13 protein-coding genes are annotated in these 16,013 nt (G+C 53.6%); 9 read left to right on the top strand and 4 right to left on the bottom strand.

Features of this window, described 5'->3' with window-relative positions; all coding sequences use genetic code 11:
- Nucleotides 1–417: 417 nt before the first annotated feature.
- Entirely contained in the window at nucleotides 418–2,271 is a 1,854-nt protein-coding gene (locus U5L07_12290; GenBank protein MDZ7832523.1) for an acyl-CoA dehydrogenase, read from the top strand.
- A gap of 93 nt (nucleotides 2,272–2,364) precedes the next feature.
- The gene (locus U5L07_12295; GenBank protein ID MDZ7832524.1) at nucleotides 2,365–3,015 is read left to right on the top strand and encodes a cation transporter; all 651 of its coding nucleotides are present in this window, start codon (nucleotides 2,365–2,367) and stop codon (nucleotides 3,013–3,015) included.
- A 47-nt stretch (nucleotides 3,016–3,062) separates the two neighbouring features.
- On the opposite strand, the gene U5L07_12300 is transcribed toward U5L07_12295, so the two are convergent.
- On the bottom strand, nucleotides 3,063–3,434 hold the full coding sequence (locus U5L07_12300) for a hypothetical protein (protein ID MDZ7832525.1): 372 nt from the start codon (nucleotides 3,432–3,434) through the stop codon (nucleotides 3,063–3,065).
- 188 nt (nucleotides 3,435–3,622) lie between these two features.
- On the opposite strand from U5L07_12300, the gene U5L07_12305 reads away from it, so the two are divergent.
- Both U5L07_12305 and U5L07_12310 read left to right on the top strand, forming a co-directional pair.
- Nucleotides 3,623–5,857 carry a molybdopterin-dependent oxidoreductase gene (locus tag U5L07_12305; GenBank protein ID MDZ7832526.1) on the top strand — a complete coding sequence of 745 codons (2,235 nt, stop codon included), beginning with the start codon at nucleotides 3,623–3,625 and terminating at the stop codon, nucleotides 5,855–5,857.
- An 83-nt stretch (nucleotides 5,858–5,940) separates the two neighbouring features.
- A complete protein-coding gene (locus U5L07_12310; protein MDZ7832527.1) occupies nucleotides 5,941–6,849 on the top strand; it encodes an HD domain-containing protein in 909 nt (302 codons plus the stop codon).
- Between the two features lie 16 nt (nucleotides 6,850–6,865).
- Here the strand turns inward: U5L07_12310 and U5L07_12315 are convergent, their stop codons facing one another.
- Entirely contained in the window at nucleotides 6,866–8,086 is a 1,221-nt protein-coding gene (locus U5L07_12315; GenBank protein MDZ7832528.1) for an alpha/beta fold hydrolase, read from the bottom strand.
- A gap of 166 nt (nucleotides 8,087–8,252) precedes the next feature.
- Here U5L07_12315 and U5L07_12320 point away from each other — a divergent pair, with 166 nt between their 5' ends.
- The 4 genes from U5L07_12320 to U5L07_12335 all read left to right on the top strand — a co-directional run bounded on the left by U5L07_12320 (nucleotide 8,253) and on the right by U5L07_12335 (nucleotide 13,286).
- Nucleotides 8,253–8,609: a hypothetical protein gene (locus U5L07_12320; GenBank protein MDZ7832529.1), complete on the top strand. Its 357-nt coding sequence runs from the start codon at nucleotides 8,253–8,255 to the stop codon at nucleotides 8,607–8,609.
- A gap of 55 nt (nucleotides 8,610–8,664) precedes the next feature.
- A complete protein-coding gene (locus tag U5L07_12325) occupies nucleotides 8,665–9,960 on the top strand; it encodes an iron-containing alcohol dehydrogenase (protein MDZ7832530.1) in 1,296 nt (431 codons plus the stop codon).
- A 3-nt stretch (nucleotides 9,961–9,963) separates the two neighbouring features.
- Nucleotides 9,964–11,802 (top strand): aldehyde ferredoxin oxidoreductase family protein, encoded by a 1,839-nt coding sequence (locus U5L07_12330; GenBank protein ID MDZ7832531.1) that lies wholly within the window; start codon nucleotides 9,964–9,966, stop codon nucleotides 11,800–11,802.
- 551 nt (nucleotides 11,803–12,353) lie between these two features.
- On the top strand, nucleotides 12,354–13,286 hold the full coding sequence (locus tag U5L07_12335; protein ID MDZ7832532.1) for a hypothetical protein: 933 nt from the start codon (nucleotides 12,354–12,356) through the stop codon (nucleotides 13,284–13,286).
- Between the two features lie 71 nt (nucleotides 13,287–13,357).
- Here U5L07_12335 and U5L07_12340 read toward each other — a convergent pair whose 3' ends face one another.
- Nucleotides 13,358–13,654, bottom strand: coding sequence for a hypothetical protein (locus U5L07_12340; protein ID MDZ7832533.1), 297 nt, complete (start codon nucleotides 13,652–13,654; stop codon nucleotides 13,358–13,360).
- A 258-nt stretch (nucleotides 13,655–13,912) separates the two neighbouring features.
- On the opposite strand from U5L07_12340, the gene U5L07_12345 reads away from it, so the two are divergent.
- Nucleotides 13,913–14,509 carry a hypothetical protein gene (locus U5L07_12345; GenBank protein MDZ7832534.1) on the top strand — a complete coding sequence of 199 codons (597 nt, stop codon included), beginning with the start codon at nucleotides 13,913–13,915 and terminating at the stop codon, nucleotides 14,507–14,509.
- A 39-nt stretch (nucleotides 14,510–14,548) separates the two neighbouring features.
- Here U5L07_12345 and U5L07_12350 read toward each other — a convergent pair whose 3' ends face one another.
- Complete coding sequence (locus tag U5L07_12350) at nucleotides 14,549–15,955, bottom strand: S8 family serine peptidase (GenBank protein ID MDZ7832535.1); 1,407 nt, start codon at nucleotides 15,953–15,955, stop codon at nucleotides 14,549–14,551.
- Nucleotides 15,956–16,013: the final 58 nt, after the last annotated feature.

Genomic DNA, 16,013 nt, shown 5'->3' on the forward strand with positions numbered 1-16,013 from the left:
GTGCCTCTGCGCCCCGCAGGAATACTTCTAAGTAACTTCATGGGTTTTAGGTTTTGGGTATTAGGTACTAGGTTAATGAAATCAAGAAGTTATGGTCGGCACGGTGGCCGACCCTACGATGAATCGGGTTTTTCCCCATTCGTAGGGCGGGCCACCGTGCCCGCCTGAAAAATAGATAGAACAAATTTACCGTGCCTCAGTGCCTTTAAAGTTATTTATAGGCTCGGTCCCGGACGCACGGCCCGGGGGAATACTTCCAAGCAGCTTCATCGTACGCGCCCTCCACGGAAATTTATTCGGAAATTAACGTTAACGTTGACTTTTTTTTAAATTCATCGTTAATATCACTTTTTTTATTGATCCATTTTTATCAACCCGGGTTTATTCAATTGAAAAAATCAGGAGGAGACTTCAGCAATGGCACAACAGATTGCAGACAGACGGGACATTGATTTTGTGCTCTATGAGCAGTTTGAAATTGAAAGCCTGACTCAGCATGAGCGCTACAGCGACATGAACCGCAAGATGTTTGACATGATTTTGACCGAGGCGCGCAATTTCGCCATTAAGGAGGTGCTGCCGCTAAACGAGGAAGGCGATAAGGTGGGCCTGGTTTTTGAGAACAACCAGGTCAAGGTGCCCGAGAGCTTCCATCGCGCCTATAAGCTGATGTGTGAAGGCGAGTGGATCGCCATGACCGAGGATCCGGAAATCGGGGGGCAGGGGATGCCCCATTCCATCGCCCAGGCAGCGGCCGAATATATTGCGGGTGCGGATTTTTCCTTCAGCGCGTTTGGCTACGCCACCCACGGCGCAGCCAAGATGATCGAGATTTTCGGCACGGATAAGCAGAAAGAAATGTTTCTGGGCAAGATGTATTCCGGTCAGTGGACCGGGACCATGGTGCTGACCGAGCCGGAGGCCGGCTCTGATGTCGGCAACTTGACCACCACTGCCGTGAAAAATGATGACGGCACATATTCCATCAGCGGCAATAAAATATTTATCACCGCCGGTGAGCATGATCTGGCGGAAAACATCGTTCATCCGGTACTGGCCCGTATCGAGGGGGAGCCCGCCGGTACCAAGGGGATCTCGCTTTTTATTGTGCCAAAGATCCGGGTCAATGAGGACGGCTCCCTGGGCGAGCCAAACGACGTGGTCTGCACAGGGATCGAGGAAAAGCTGGGCATTCACGCCAGCCCCACCTGCCAGCTGGCATTCGGGGGCAAGGGCAACTGCCGGGGGCTGCTTTTGGGTGAAGAGAACAAGGGCATGAAGGTAATGTTTCATATGATGAACGAAGCCCGGCTGGGAGTGGGCGCTCTGGGCCTTTTTAACGCTTCGAACGCCTATCTGTATTCGCTTAACTATGCCCGGGAGCGGGTCCAGGGAAGGGATATGGCCGATGCCTTCAATCCGGAGGCGGAATCCGTTGCCATTATCAAGCATCCGGATGTCCGGCGGATGCTCATGTGGATGAAAGCCCACACGGAAGGCATGCGAAGCTTTATCCATTATATTGCCAGCCTCTTTGATCAGCAGGTGCTGGCGGAGAGCGAAGAAGACAAGCAGAACCTGGAAGACTATATCAGCCTGCTTACCCCGGTCATTAAATCCTACTGCACGGACCGCGGGTTCGAGGCCACGGTTTTGGCCATGCAGACCTACGGCGGGTACGGCTATACCCGGGATTATCCGGTGGAGCGTTTGATGCGGGATTCCAAGATTAACTCCATCTATGAAGGCACCAACGGCATTCAGGCCATGGATCTTCTGGCGCGCAAACTCGGCATGAAAAAGGGCGGCGTGTTTTTGAATTTTCTTGGCGAGATGCAGAAAACTATCGCCACGGCCAAGGAAACCGACGGGCTGGCCGATCTGGCCGCCGGCCTCGAAGAATCAGTCAATCGGCTGGGCAGCGTGGCCATACATATCGGCAAAACGGCCATGTCGCCGGATTTTAAGGTGGCGTTTTCCTATGCCACCGATTTCTTAAACGCCATGGGTGATGTGATTATGGGGTGGATGCTTTTGTGGCGGGCCACGGTGGCTGCGCCGAAGCTGACCAAGCTCGTGGGCGATGCCGAAGGCGAGGCCCGGCTGGAAAAAATCAATAAAAACAAGAACGCGGCCTTCTACGAGGGGCAGATCAAATCCGCTGAATATTTTATTCAAACCCAGCTGCCGATTGCCCAGGGAAAAATGGCGTCTATCGAGGCCAACTGCAGTGCGGTGGTCGATATTCCGGAGGCGGCTTTCGGGGGTTAGGGGGTTAATGATCGGGCGGGGGTTGCGCCCCGCTTGATCATGCCTATATTTTAGGGTGATTTGAATAATACCTAAATTTTTAGAGGCACCCAAATGGCCCCGACGGATAAGGCGTCAGACAGGTTAAAATTATACCGGCAGGCGATTCTGCTGGCGCAGATCACCGTTTTCTATAATCTGGTGGAAGGCGTGGTATCGGTGATGCTGGGCCTGGGCGGTGAAACCCTTTCCTTGTTCGGATTCGGTCTGGATTCGTTTGTCGAGGTGATCTCAGGCATCGGCATCTGGCATATGGTCAAGCGGATGCAGCGGCATCCGGATGAAAATCCGGATCGGTTCGAGCAGCTTGCGCTTCGGATCACCGGCAGCGCATTTTTTATTCTGGCGGCCGGCTTGGTTGTGACAGCCGGTTTTAACCTGTATACCGGCCATCAACCGGAAACCACCGTATGGGGCATTGTCATTTCACTGATTTCGATATTAACGATGTGGGCCCTGATTTATTTCAAGGTCCGGGTCGGCCGGCAGCTGGGTTCAGATGCCATTCTAACGGATGCAGAGTGTACAAAGACATGTCTGTATCTGTCATTTATCCTGCTGCTGGCAAGCGCGGGCTATGAGCTGACGGGGATCGGCGGTATCGATGCGATAGGCGCGATCGCCCTGGCTGTTTTTTCCTACCGGGAAGGCCGGGAGGCGTTTGAGAAAGCCTCAGGCAAGATTTGCTGCGGCGGCAATGGGTAGCGGAAACACGGAATTTGCGATGGCAAACGAATTTTGAGAAATCATTATTAATTGGCTACTTCATCCAGTATTTTTTCGGCTTCTTCGATGCTGGTGACATTTTGGGCCCGGTAGCCCAAATCCAGGGATACGGTTTCAAACTGAAGATGCCCCAGCATACCCACCTTGCGGTGCACCCGTACGACTTTTGACATCCCTTCTGCCAGAAGGGCTTCCTGGGCTTCTTTGATGTATTTTTCAAAAATTTCATCCTGGTATTCGTAATTTTTAAGGTCTGTCAGGCAGGTAAACCCGTTTTTCAGTTTGGGACACTCGGATTTTACCTCGTCAACGATCGACTGCATTTCCGCCTCATTTTCGATTTTGCCGATTGTTATATAAATTCTGTTTTTGTTGAAGTCCGCCCGGACATCGTGCATAGAATTTCTCCTGTCGATTTCAAGCAAGCTTGCAATTAGCGGCCATGGTCAGTAAATAAGGGAAACGGCCTGTTTTTTTATGACACAGATATGCAGGAAATGAACACTGTTGTCAACTGAAAGCGTCATTCACTAATCGAAGATATCAGGAATTTTCCTAATGCGCATGCGCGGAAAAAGGAGTCTTTATGGAAAGCCGTACCGTCTATCGGGTGTGTCCGCTGTGCGAGGCAGGCTGCGGACTTGAGATAACCCTCTCAGCAGAAGGCATAGAAAAGATTCGCGGCAGCAAACATCATCCCTTAAGCCAGGGCTACTGCTGCCCCAAGGGGCGGGCGCTGAAAGATCTGCACAACGACCCGGATCGGCTGAGGCATCCCGTAATCAAGGAAAACGGTACGTTCCGCAAAGGCACCTGGGAAGAGGCCCTCGATCTGGTGGATTCCAAATTGTCCAAAATTTGGTCGGCACACGGCAATAATGCTGTGGCGCTTTATTTGGGAAACCCCAATACCCACACCATGGCCGGCGGCCTGTTTATCCGGCCGCTCATTAAAAGTCTTAAAACCCAGAATATATATACCGCCAGCACAGTGGATCAGATGCCCAAGATGGCGGCCTGCGGTTTTCTTTACGGCCATCCCGCGCGGATTCCGGTTCCGGATATCGATCATACGGATCTTTTTGTGGTTTTCGGGGCAAACCCGATGGTGTCAAACGGCAGCCTCATGACCGCCCCGGATATGCCGGGCCGGATCAAGGCCCTGCAGCGCCGGGGCGGCCGAATGATCGTCATCGACCCGGTTAAAACCCGTACCGCACGGGCGGCGGATCAGCATCTGTTTATCCGGCCCGGAACCGATGTATTTCTGCTGGGGGCCATCGTCAATCAGCTGTTTGTTGACGAACTTGCGGCCCCTGGCAGTTTAGCGGGTTTTGTTGATGATACCGCTTTATTAAAAGCGGCGGTATCCCCGTTCACGCCGGAAGTCGTCGCCCCGGTCTGCGGTATATCCCCTGAAATGATCCAAGGTTTGGCAAAAGCAATCGGCACAGCCGACAGATGCGCTGTCTACGGCAGAATGGGGACCAGCACGGTGGCCTATGGCGCCGCGGCATCCTGGTTGATTGAGGTGATCAATATCCTGACCGGCAATCTCGACCGCCGGGGCGGCACCGGATTTCCACGGCCCGCCCATGTGCCGGATGGGAGTTTTCCAAAGAAAGATTTCACCATCGGCCGCTTTCGCTCAAGGGTTTCAAAAGCCCCTGAAATCATGGGCGAACTGCCCGTTTCGGTGATGGCCGAAGAAATCGAAACCCCGGGGGATGGCCGCATTCGGGCGTTAATTACCGTTGCGGGGAATCCGGTGCTGGGGATTCCGGAAAGCGAGCGGCTGGATAAGGCCCTTTCAAGCCTTGATTTCATGGTTTCCGTTGATTACTATATTAATGAAACCACGCGACAGGCGGATGTCATCCTGCCGCCGGCCTCCATCCTCTGCCACGGACATTACGACTTTTTCTTCCATGGCTTATCCGTCAGGAATTTTGCCTGCTATTCACCGCCGGTTTTTGAAAAGAACCCGGATGAAAAGGAAAAATGGGAAATCCTGGCCCACCTCGCCCTGATGGCGGCAGGCGAGGGCAGCCAAAAGGCGCCGGCGGCGCTTGCGGAAAAAATGGCGGCGGATTTGGCCCAGCGGGTGGTGACGGCCATGGGCGGCGAAGAAAAGTCGGGCGTTTCTGCGGATATGCTGACGGGTATGCTAGGCGGCGGCAGCGGGCCGGAGCGGATACTGGATTTTTTGCTGCGGACCGGCCCCTATGGGGATGCCTTCGGCATGAACCCGGAGGGGCTTAATTTTGAAAAGCTGAAAAACAGCGTGCACGGCATTGATCTGGGCCCGCTTGCATCCTGGCTGGATAAGGCAATCGTCAACCCGGACGGAAAAATCCATCTTTTTCCCGAGGTGTTTCAAAAGGAATTGGCCGCATTGGCCGAAGCAATACCCGTCGGCGGTAAGGGCGATGACCGGCTGTTGCTTGTCGGCCGCCGGCACCTGCGAACCAATAATTCATGGATGCACAACATTTCCATCCTGGTGAAAAACAATCCCTGCACCCTTTATATCCATCCGGCGGATGCGGCTTCTTTGGGAATTCAAGACGGTGCCGTCGTTCGCATATCGTCTGAGGCCGGCACCATCGAGGCACCGGCTGAGATGACGGAATCCATTATGCCCGGCGTGGTGAGTCTGCCGCACGGCTGGGGCCATGACATGAAAGGGGTAAAGATGCACGTGGCCCAGGCAAACCCGGGGGTTAATACCAACCGTATCACGCCGGCGGTGTTTGACAAGATCTCCGGTACGGCGGTGCTAAACGGTATTCCGGTAACCGTGTCCCCTGCTCAAACTTAAAAAATCCCGCAAACTTGACAGACTCTATCCAACCTGAGATATTGCAGCCATTAACCACCCATTTTCACCCCGGGAGGCAGCAGATGGAGCCAATCAAATCGCCTTTTCCGATAACCACGCTGGATGGCCGCGTGCTTTTTTCCGCCGGCGAATTCATCAGCCGGGAGCGCATTGAGGCATTAATTGCTGGCAGCCCGCCCTTTTCGTCCAAAGCATGGCCCATTCTGGATTACGGCTCAATTAAACAGGATCTCCTGTTTTTTATCAGCAGTCCGCCGTATAACTTGATATTTGAGGGCTCAGAGAGCGTAACCGAACTCCTGGAGATCATGAAAAATATCACGCTGGCGGAGCCGGTGCTCGAGATGCTCGATTATTTTGAGGCCAATGATTTTTTTACCTATCGGCACATGCTGATGGTATTTGCCCTGACCGTTATCATTGCCCGCGACCTGGTGCCTGACTATCGATTCAAGGTGTCTGAATCCGCTTACGGGCCGACCCACGATTTCGGCAAAATCTGTGTGCCGCTTGAGATCCTCCGGAAGAAAGACCCCCTCACCCGGCATGAGCTCAAGTACCTTCGGCATCATGCACTGGCGGGCTATGTACTGCTCAGTTATTATTTGAAAGATCCGGACAGCATCGCCGCCCGGGTGGCTCGGGATCATCATGAAAGGGGCAATGCTTCCGGCTATCCCCGGGCTGTTTCATTGGACGATAGAATCGTTGAGATCGTGGCAGTCTGCGACATCTATGATGCGCTGATTTCCAGGCGTCCGTACCGGTCGGTATCCTTTGACAACCGGACGGCTCTGGAAATGCTGACGGAAAAGGCCGAAAAAGGGGAAATCGACCTGAATGTGGTCAAAGCCCTGATTGCCCGCAATCGGCGCTTGAAGCCGGACCCCGGCCATACGGTGGTCTCCACGGAAAAGCGCGGCAAGCCGCCCCAGGCCAACTGCTACGGCATCATTGCGGAGGATAACTGACCAAAGTCTATTTACCTCAGACAGTCAGATCCGTATCAATCCGGATTTCGCTGTGCAGGGTCCGGTGTACCGGACAGCGGTCCGCAATCTGGAGCAGCCGCTTTCGCTGTTCGCCATCCAGCGGACCTTCGAGCTTAATTTCGCGTTTTATCTCATCCAGATAACCGGACTTTGTCTCACATTCCCGGCAGGTATCCGCGTGTATTTTTTGATGGCGAAGGGCTACTTCAATGCCTTCCAGAGGCCATTGTTTCCGGTCCGCATACATTCGAAGGGTAATGGACGTGCAGGCGCCAAGGCCTGCCAGAAGAAAATCATAGGGCGTGGGGCCCAGGTTGGTGCCGCCGGCGGCCACCGGTTCATCCGCGGTCAGGCTGTGCTCGCCGGCCGCGATATCGGTCATGTAGCCGGACGGGCCGGTGCGGGCAATGACCTGATTGTCCGCACCGGCTGTTCGAACCTTGTCGCCGGTGAGGGCTGTGATATATTTGCGGGCCCAGGCCGCGATGATGGTGCCGGCATATTCTGAATCCGCGGAACGACTCAAAAGATGGTCGGACTGATCCAGGGAGATAAAGCTTTTGGGATGTTTGGCCGCCTTAAAGATTGCTGCCGCATTTTCGATCCCCACGGTTTGATCAATCGGCGAGTGGAGGATCATGAGCGCCCGTTTTAGCCTGGCGATGACATCCGCCATTTTATGGGATTCAAGATCATCGATAAACTGTTTTTTGATTTTAAACGGCCGGCCGGCCAGCCGGACTTCGGCTTCCCCGCGGGCTTTAATGGTATCATAGGCATCGGCCATATGATTTAATACATGGTCAGCGTTTGCCGGCGCGCCGATAATTGCCACGGCTTTGGCGGATTCCATGCGGGCGGCGGCCTGAAGAACGGCGGCCCCGCCCAGGGAGTGGCCGATCAGGATTTCGGGCGCCTGGTACTCGGCTGCCAGAAAATCGGCGGCATCAACAAGGTCGCTCACATTGGTGGTGAAGTTGGTGTCTGCAAAATCGCCTTCGCTTTCCCCCAGACCGGTGAAATCAAATCGCATCACGGCAATACCCGCGCGGTTTAAGGCCCGGCTGATATTGCCCACAGCCTTTAAATTTTTTGTACACGTAAAACAATGGGCAAAAATCGCATAAGCCAAAGGCCTGCCATCAACCGGCAGATCAAGCCGGGCTGAAAGTTTTTGGTCAAAGCGATTGGTGAATGTAAGTCTTTTAAAATTCATAACTCCCCCAAGAAGAACATAAAAATTTGAAACCATCAGTTTAGGTAATAGTATCGTCAATTTTCATGTTTGCAAGTTTTCCTGCCAAGTGATAATGCTCTCCCAGTTGTTTTGGAATAAAGACCCGTTGCCAGCCAACCGAGTTATTTTTATTAAGGAGCGATGAATGAGATTTTTGCTGCTGCTTTCCATCTTGTCCGCAAAGTTTGAAAAGGCCGTGAACCAGAATCCGAATTTCCAGAAATTTCTCATGGGCCATGAGTGTTCCGTGGTGATTAAAACCCGGGACAATGCCAAGGGCCGGCGGTTTATCTTTAAGGACGGGCGGTTTTTTTGCGACAAGAATCTTAATGCCTATGACGCGGCGATGATCTGGGCGGATGCCGGGACCGCGTTTAAGGCCATGAAGCAGGGGGATGAAGGCATTACCGAGGCCCTTCAGAATCACCGGGTGGCCATTGACGGAAAAGTCCATTCTTTTACCTGGTTCGGGGCGGCCATCAAGTTTGTGACGGCGGCATAATCTTTTCATTGCCCTGCGTGCTGCATTGATTCACCCCTAACCCCAAGGAGAGCCTATGACCTACTGGACCCATGAATATCTGCTGCGGACCTGGGGCGGTCCCATGATTCAGGCGGAGTTTTTAAGGGATCTGTCCAAGCCCTTTTTTGTTCCCCGGACATTTTCCGGCTTTAATCTATTTCTTGAGGTTCCCCAGCTTTTGCCGGATGCGGTTGATCTGGTGGCGCGGGAGAGCAAGACAAAAAAGGCGTTTATTGTCACAGATGACTATGCCGTGCGCTTTGCCCCCAAAATTCAGAGCCCTTATGAAAAACGGCACGGGTTTCGTTTTGCCGTGTGGGATAAGGCCAAGCCGGACGCTCCCATTGATACGGTGGTGGACTGTGCAGAGAAACTCCGGGAATTCGGGCCGGATCTGATATTTGCCCTGGGCGGCGGCTCGGCTATGGATACGGCCAAGGCGGCGTGGCTGCTCTATGAGCATCCGGATGTAAACTTTGAAACGCTAAGCCCCCTGGTGCCGCTGAATCTGCGCAACAAGGCCAGGATGGTGGCGATTCCAACCACCAGCGGCACCGGCTCAGAAGTTTCCGGCATTTCGGTGATATCCTATCCGGACGGGGTAAAACTGCCCATGGGCGGGGCGCTGCCGGAGTTCGTTCCGGATTTCGCCCTGCTTGATCCCACGCTCACGGCGGGCATGCCCACCGAATTGACTGCCGGTACAGGCGGCGATGCCTTAGCCCACGCCGTGGACGGGTTTATGGCCCCGAAATCCGATGAGCTGAATCAGGCCATTGCCCTTAAAGCGATTGAAATGATTTTTGAGTGGCTGCCCAGGGCTTATGAGGACGGGGATGATATGATGGCCCGGATGAAAATGCAGCAGGCGGCCATGATGGCGGGTATTCCCCTGGCAAATGGGGGGTCCGGCATCTCCCATGCCCTGGGCCATACCATCGGCGGCCTGTTCCACATCCACCACGGCATGATGGTTCTTTTGTTTCTTGCCTATGAGCTTCAGATCTACTCAAAAACCACGGACCGGTATTTAAAGCTCTGCGATATGCTGGGGGTAAGGGACCGGGAATCGGATGCGAACAGTCTGGCCGCCCTGCTGGAAAAACTCCGGGAGCTCATGAAAACCGTCAACCTGCCGGTATCCCTTGAAGATGCGGGTGTATCAAAAGCGGATCTGGACAAAAACATGGACTATATCCTGGCGCAGACGCCGACAGATCCGGCGTTTTATTTCGGCTGGTTTGATTTGACCCGGGAGCAGCTTCATGATGTGTTTATCAATGCCCATACCGGCAGCCTGCTGGATATGGATTCCGCCATCTGGAGGTAAGCGATGAAAGGCTATTTCGGTAAATTTCTCAAAGTGGATCTGACAAGCGGAAAGATTGAAGATCTCCCGGTGAATCGGGCGGACCGGGCCGCCTATATCGGCGGGGCCGCCCTGGGGGCGAAATTTGTCTACGAGTATACAAAGCCGGGCATGTCCCCGCTTTCCCCGGAGAACCCGATCATATTTGCCACCGGCCCGTTTACCGGCTCTAACGTCCCCATGGTCAGCCGTTCAGTGGTCTGCGGTATCTCGCCGGGCACCGGTTTATGGGGGGAGGCCTCCACCGGCGGCAAGTTTCCGCAGCGGCTTAAGGGCACCGGCTACGACGGCATCCTGATCAGTGGAAAAGCGGAAAATCCGGTCTATATAAACGTGACAGAAGACGGCGCCCAAATCCGGGATGCCAGCCATCTCTGGGGCCGGGGTGACATTTATGAGACCCAGGCGGCCATTCAGGCGGAAACCGGAGAACGCACCTCAATCGCCTGTATCGGCAGGGCCGGAGAGTCGCTGATCAATTATGCCAATATTATGAACGACGAGGGGCGCGCCGCCGGCCGCTGCGGCATGGGGGCCCTGATGGGGTCCAAAAATCTGAAAGCCCTGTGCGTCTCCGGCCGTAAAAAAGCCAACCTGGCCAATCCGCAGCGGTTGAAAGGCCATATCAGTGAAGCCCGGGATTGTATCAGAAATCACGCCAATACCCATGCCTACAAGATGTACGGGACCAACCTGTACATGGATCTGGGCATTCGCTTAGGGGATGTGCCGACCAAGTACTACACCAAAAGTATTTTCCCGGCACAGCAACTAAACGGCCCCGCTTTCCGGAATAGATACCGGATGGGCAATTATGCCTGCGCCGGATGCCCCATCGGGTGCGGCCGGATCATCAAGGATTTCAGCGATGATATCAAAACCGTGGACGGACCGGAATATGAAACCGTTGCCGCATTCGGGCCGCTATGCTTAAATGATGATATGGATGCCGTGGTACGGGCCAACCACCTGTGCAACCGGCACGGCATTGACACCATTTCCGCAGGCACCAGTATTGCCTTTGCCATGCATCTGTATGAAAAGGGCGTGCTGAGCCCCGAATCCGCAGGCATGGAAATTCCATGGGGCGATGGTGACGTGCTCTTAAAGCTGCTTCAAATGATCATCGACCAGGAGGGCATCGGCCGGATTCTGTCAATGGGGGTTAAGCAAATGGCCGAGGCGCTGGGGGCAGATCCGGAGGAGGCCGCCCATGTCAAAGGCCTTGAGATTCCCATGCACGATCCCCGGGCCTATCAGGGCGCGGCGCTTTGTTATGCGGTGGGGCCGCGCGGGGCCTGCCATTTGAAAGGAAGCTTTTACAGCCTTGATGTGCCGGGCAATGAGATCGGTCTGGATTTGGGCATTACTTTTACGGACAAAAACGATCCCGCCCAGAAGGGGGCGTTTTCGGCCAAGATCCTTCATTTCTGTGAGATGTATAACAATCTGACGCTGTGCCAGTTCTCGCCCATACCCGCATCCATGATAGCGCAGCTGCTCTCCGATATTACCGGCACTGAATTTTCGGCCATGGATCTTTTGGTTCTGGGGGAGCGCTCCTTAAACCTCAAGCGGGCGATCAATAACCGGTTTGGGGTCACCCGGGCAGATGACCGGGTGCCGGCAATTGCCGGAAAAGCCCTGTCCGAGGGGGCCACCGCCGGCATTGAGCCGGATATGGATCTGATGCTCAAGGATTTCTACAGGGTCAGCAACTGGGACTGGGATACCGGGAAACCCGCCAGGCAAAAGCTTGTTGAGCTTGGATTGACCGGGGCCGCCAAAGACCTTTGGGAGTAAATCTGCCTGAGCCCCCCTTTGAAAAAGGGCCACCACCTAAGCCCCCATTGAAAAAGGGCCACCACCTGAGCCCCCCTTTGAAAAAGGGGGGATTGGGGGGATTTATATTGGGCCATGATGAAAAATCCCCCTAAATCCCCCTTTGCAAAGGGGGACTTAAAGGAAATCGCCTTTTTTATGAGCCTTTGCCAAAGCTAAAGGCACTGAGGGAAAAAAGGAATAATAGGTTTCAGGTTTCAGGTTTCAGGAAAAACGCTACACCTGTACTGACACCCGAACACTGAAACCTGAATCCTTTAATTTTTCACCTAATACCCAAAACCCAATACCTAAAACCTGATACCTACTTAATAAATGCCGTAAAGATTTCTGCCGTGGTTTCCGGTGCTTCAATCATCGGGCATGGCCGATGCCGCCCAGAATTTTTGTTTCCGAGGCGGGGATCAGGCGATCGAAAACAGATGCGTTTTTCCAGTGGATCACCCGGTCCTCCCGTCCCCACACGATCTTTGTGGGCGCGGTGATCTGCTTGAGTTCGGTCTTAAAACAATATGAAAAGACTTAAGGCTTCAATACCGATTCTTGTGATTTATATCCTGTGGGGCGGCGTGAGCCTGGCCGTTTATTGGGCAGGCCGGCGGGTGCCTGTGCCCGCGGATATTCAAGGGCTTGTGTTTGTTCTGACGGCACTGTTGTTTGTACTGTTTGGTTTTTGCCTGACCACTTACTATCTTCTCTACGGATGGCGCCGCCTTAGTGAGTTCCCCGGTATGTACGCCGCATGGGTTCTGGTTTCCGTTGCCCTGACATTTTTTCTCTATTTCGTGGGGCAGCACCTGGAAATCGGACGCAGCATGATCTTTATCATAAACACGGCCAACCTATTCGTATTCGCCAATCTGATCGGGGCGTTGATCGTAAAGCCCCTTAAGCGGCCGGCGGAATTGATTATTTTGTGTGTGGTGCTGGCGTTTTCCGATTTGTTCAGCGTATTAAGCGGCCCCACGCGGGTGATCGTTAAATCTGTTAAAGCATATTATGAGTCGGGGATGCAGGGACCTGCGCCGGCCGGAGATTTTTTGCTGATCAAGAGCCCTGCTTTCGGTACGGAAGTTCTCCAGCCGGTATTCGGCGTATCGGACTGGATTATTATCGTTTTTCTGTCTGCCGCGGCATTTAAATTCGGGATCAATGACAACCTGGCCGGCAAAGGGCTTTCCGTCATGGCCCGTGAAAGGCGGATGGTGTTTTATCTGCCGGTGGCCGGCATCGGCCTTTTACTGGCCGCGGCGGCCGCCCATCTCCTGAATGTTTTTATACCCGTGCTGCCCATAATGGCAGTGGTCTATATCAGCTACCTTTTGATATTTCATCCTTCTGCCAGACAGCTTAAAAAAACCGACTGGTGGCTTATGGGCGGGTTTGCCGGCGGGATGCTCTGCCTGCTGGCGCTGGGGCTTGTCATGACCGGTCAGGCCGGGTGACCCGCCGGACCGTATTTGTGTCCGGCGGCCCGGCGGCAGATTTTTTTTCGGCAGGTGGTCAGGAGGCCGGTTTAAGATTCCAGGGTTTTGATGGCTTCATCCACCTCAACCCATTCCTCGATCTGGATATTGATATCCGGAACCCCGAGAAAGGCGTCATAGCGCCCTTTGATGTAGTCTGAGGCCTCTTTTTCCTTGGATTTGTCAAATTCAAATATCGAAACCGTCTTTATCCTTTCTTCAGCCATTCCCGAAACCCAGGGGCCCCGATGCGTAATAAAATCAGGTGCCGGAGGCTGGTTTAAAAAGGTGTCCATTGTCTCCTTGACGCTGGCAGCCGGAAAAGTCATTGTCACAAATCTAACCATGGCTCATCTCCTTTTTGTCATCATAATGTTTAATGCTAACGACTATCTTGCAGAATAAATTTTTATCCGGTGTCACCGGAATAGTCAATACGGATGTTGGCTGAGTCAAAGTTCAGTATAAATTAACTGCCTGGTCATTTTTACTTTCCTAATCATAAAATTCCGCATATATAAATGAACAGGACGCTAACCCGGAGGTCGTCATCCAGGCGGTTTATTAAATACCGGCATTTTAATTTTTCACTAAGGAGAGAAAAGATGAGAGTTGAGCGGGTAAAAGTTATGGCGTTGATTTTGGGATTCATGTTTTTTGCCGCAACCTGCTGGGCGGATGATATTACCGATTCAATTAAGGAGGCGCTTGATTATTATAAAGAGGGTGCATATACCGATGCGGTGGGCAGCCTCAATTACGCCTCCCAGTTGATTCAGCAGAAAAAGGGGGAAGAACTGGAGTCTATGCTCCCCGAACCCCTGGATGGATGGACCGCCCGGGACGCCAGTTCCCAGGCGGTGGGGGCGGCCATGATGGGCGGCGGTTTATCTGCGGAGCGAAGCTACAGCAAAGAAGACAGCACTGTGGATATCAAGATTATTACTGATTCCCCGATTATGCAGGGGATGATGATGATGTTTTCAAATCCCATGCTTGCCGCGTCCGACGGCGGGAAAATGCAGAAAATCGGCCGACAGAAGGCGATTGTCAAGTACGACACCCAGAATAAAAGCGGGGATATCAATGTGGTTGTGGCCAACCGGTTTCTGGTGACCATAGAGGGGCGCGATGTGTCAGAGGCGGACCTCAAAGCCTATGCCAAGGCCATTGATTATAATAAACTGTCTGCCATGCCGTAATTCTTGCGCGTACTCGTACTCGTACTCGTGCTCGGCCATTCAATGGCGGCTTAAGAATTCCCGGATTTCTTTTTGACCGGCCGAAGGGTGGTCAGAAAGGTAGCCGGCGATTCGGTTGGCGGTGTAGGCCGTGGATATGGACGTGCCGGCGTAAATGCCCGGCTCACTGTTATAGCCTACCGGCATGTTGGCAAAGCCCGGGGCCTGGTAGCTGACAAAATCGCCGAAATTGGAATTCTCCCATTTTTGGCCGCTGGGATGAAGGGCGCCGACGCCGATCACATTTTCATAGGCAGCCGGGTAAACCGCCTTTCCGGTGGGTTCGTTGCCGGCCGCCGCCACAATGGTCAGCCCTTTGGCCGTCGCCTCGGCAAGGATTCCCTTTAAAAATTCGCTCCGGGTTTCCGAGTGCCAGCTCAAACTCAGCACCCGGGCCCCTTTTTCCATGGCATGGGATAGCCCCTCCATCAGGGTATAGTTCGAGGTTATGCCGTTGGCATCAAACCCCCGGATGGCAATCACCGGAACGGTGCCGGAATCATCCGTTCCGCCGATGGGGTCGATCGCGCCGGCTGCCAGCATGGACATCTGCGTGCCGTGGCCGAGGTGGTCGTCTATCGGCGCTTCCGGATCCATAGCATTAAAGGCATCCACAATATAGGCCTGATTCTGGAATTCCGGGGAAAGGCCGCTGTCAAACACCGCGACCGGCACTTGGTTGCCCGCCGGGCGCTTATTGCTGATCTCCGGCAGGTCAATTTTGGGGTGCGCGGCGCGAATCGGGGCGGGCGCCTGGTAGGCATAATTGGGTTCAGCGCCGGAAATCCCGGTTTTTTCTTTGAGCTTGACTAAAAGTGCCAGTTCATCAACATCTTTGGGCAGCTTGATCCGGTATATGCGGCTTTCCGTTTTCCCGACTATCCGCCCGCCGGCTTCGCAAAGAATGCCCTTAAGCTCGGGCAGCTGCTGCTCATTTTGCAGTTTGACCAGCAATTCATGCCGGACAAAAAGTGCGCCGGTTTCGGGGTCCCGGGCGACATTGAAATTCGGATCCTTAAGGGGCGCCATCCGATCCCTATGCCCGGACTCGTATATCTGAATTTCGATAAGCCGGTATCCGCCATCCGGGCTGTCATCCGGACAATCGGGGCAATCGCTCCAGATCAGGGCATGGTTGGTGTCCCCCAGAATGGCGTCCATGACTTCGCGGATGGGTTTTCTGTCGTAGGCGGCCGTGACGCGGAAATTGATTTTCGGGTCGATACGGACCCGAACCCCTTGTTCGGCGATATCCTGAAGGATTTTTTGTAAGTATGTATCCTGTGCGCGGATTGTCAGGCGGCTGTCCGGTGTCAGGGACACTTCATAGGCGTGGCCGGGCCAGGCCGCAGCCATAAGGAGCCAGGTTGATAAAAACAGTATGAATTTTAAAAATTTTTTGGTCATGGCGAATCCATGGGATAATCTATACCTGAATTGAACTTTTTTCAAAATCTATTATACT

The organism is Desulfobacterales bacterium (assembly GCA_034520365.1).
Lineage (GTDB): Bacteria > Desulfobacterota > Desulfobacteria > Desulfobacterales > Desulfosalsimonadaceae > M55B175.

What these genes read in the sequence shown, in the direction of transcription:
- U5L07_12305 (MDZ7832526.1), top strand. Translation starts at nt 3,623, where the DNA reads ATGGAAAGCCGTACCGTCTATCGGGTGTGTCCGCTGTGCGAGGCAGGC.
- U5L07_12310 (MDZ7832527.1), top strand. Translation starts at nt 5,941, where the DNA reads ATGGAGCCAATCAAATCGCCTTTTCCGATAACCACGCTGGATGGCCGC.
- U5L07_12300 (MDZ7832525.1), bottom strand. Translation starts at nt 3,434, where the DNA reads ATGCACGATGTCCGGGCGGACTTCAACAAAAACAGAATTTATATAACA.
- U5L07_12290 (MDZ7832523.1), top strand. Translation starts at nt 418, where the DNA reads ATGGCACAACAGATTGCAGACAGACGGGACATTGATTTTGTGCTCTAT.
- U5L07_12320 (MDZ7832529.1), top strand. Translation starts at nt 8,253, where the DNA reads ATGAGATTTTTGCTGCTGCTTTCCATCTTGTCCGCAAAGTTTGAAAAG.
- U5L07_12350 (MDZ7832535.1), bottom strand. Translation starts at nt 15,955, where the DNA reads ATGACCAAAAAATTTTTAAAATTCATACTGTTTTTATCAACCTGGCTC.
- U5L07_12325 (MDZ7832530.1), top strand. Translation starts at nt 8,665, where the DNA reads ATGACCTACTGGACCCATGAATATCTGCTGCGGACCTGGGGCGGTCCC.
- U5L07_12345 (MDZ7832534.1), top strand. Translation starts at nt 13,913, where the DNA reads ATGAGAGTTGAGCGGGTAAAAGTTATGGCGTTGATTTTGGGATTCATG.
- U5L07_12315 (MDZ7832528.1), bottom strand. Translation starts at nt 8,086, where the DNA reads ATGAATTTTAAAAGACTTACATTCACCAATCGCTTTGACCAAAAACTT.
- U5L07_12330 (MDZ7832531.1), top strand. Translation starts at nt 9,964, where the DNA reads ATGAAAGGCTATTTCGGTAAATTTCTCAAAGTGGATCTGACAAGCGGA.
- U5L07_12335 (MDZ7832532.1), top strand. Translation starts at nt 12,354, where the DNA reads ATGAAAAGACTTAAGGCTTCAATACCGATTCTTGTGATTTATATCCTG.
- U5L07_12295 (MDZ7832524.1), top strand. Translation starts at nt 2,365, where the DNA reads ATGGCCCCGACGGATAAGGCGTCAGACAGGTTAAAATTATACCGGCAG.
- U5L07_12340 (MDZ7832533.1), bottom strand. Translation starts at nt 13,654, where the DNA reads ATGGTTAGATTTGTGACAATGACTTTTCCGGCTGCCAGCGTCAAGGAG.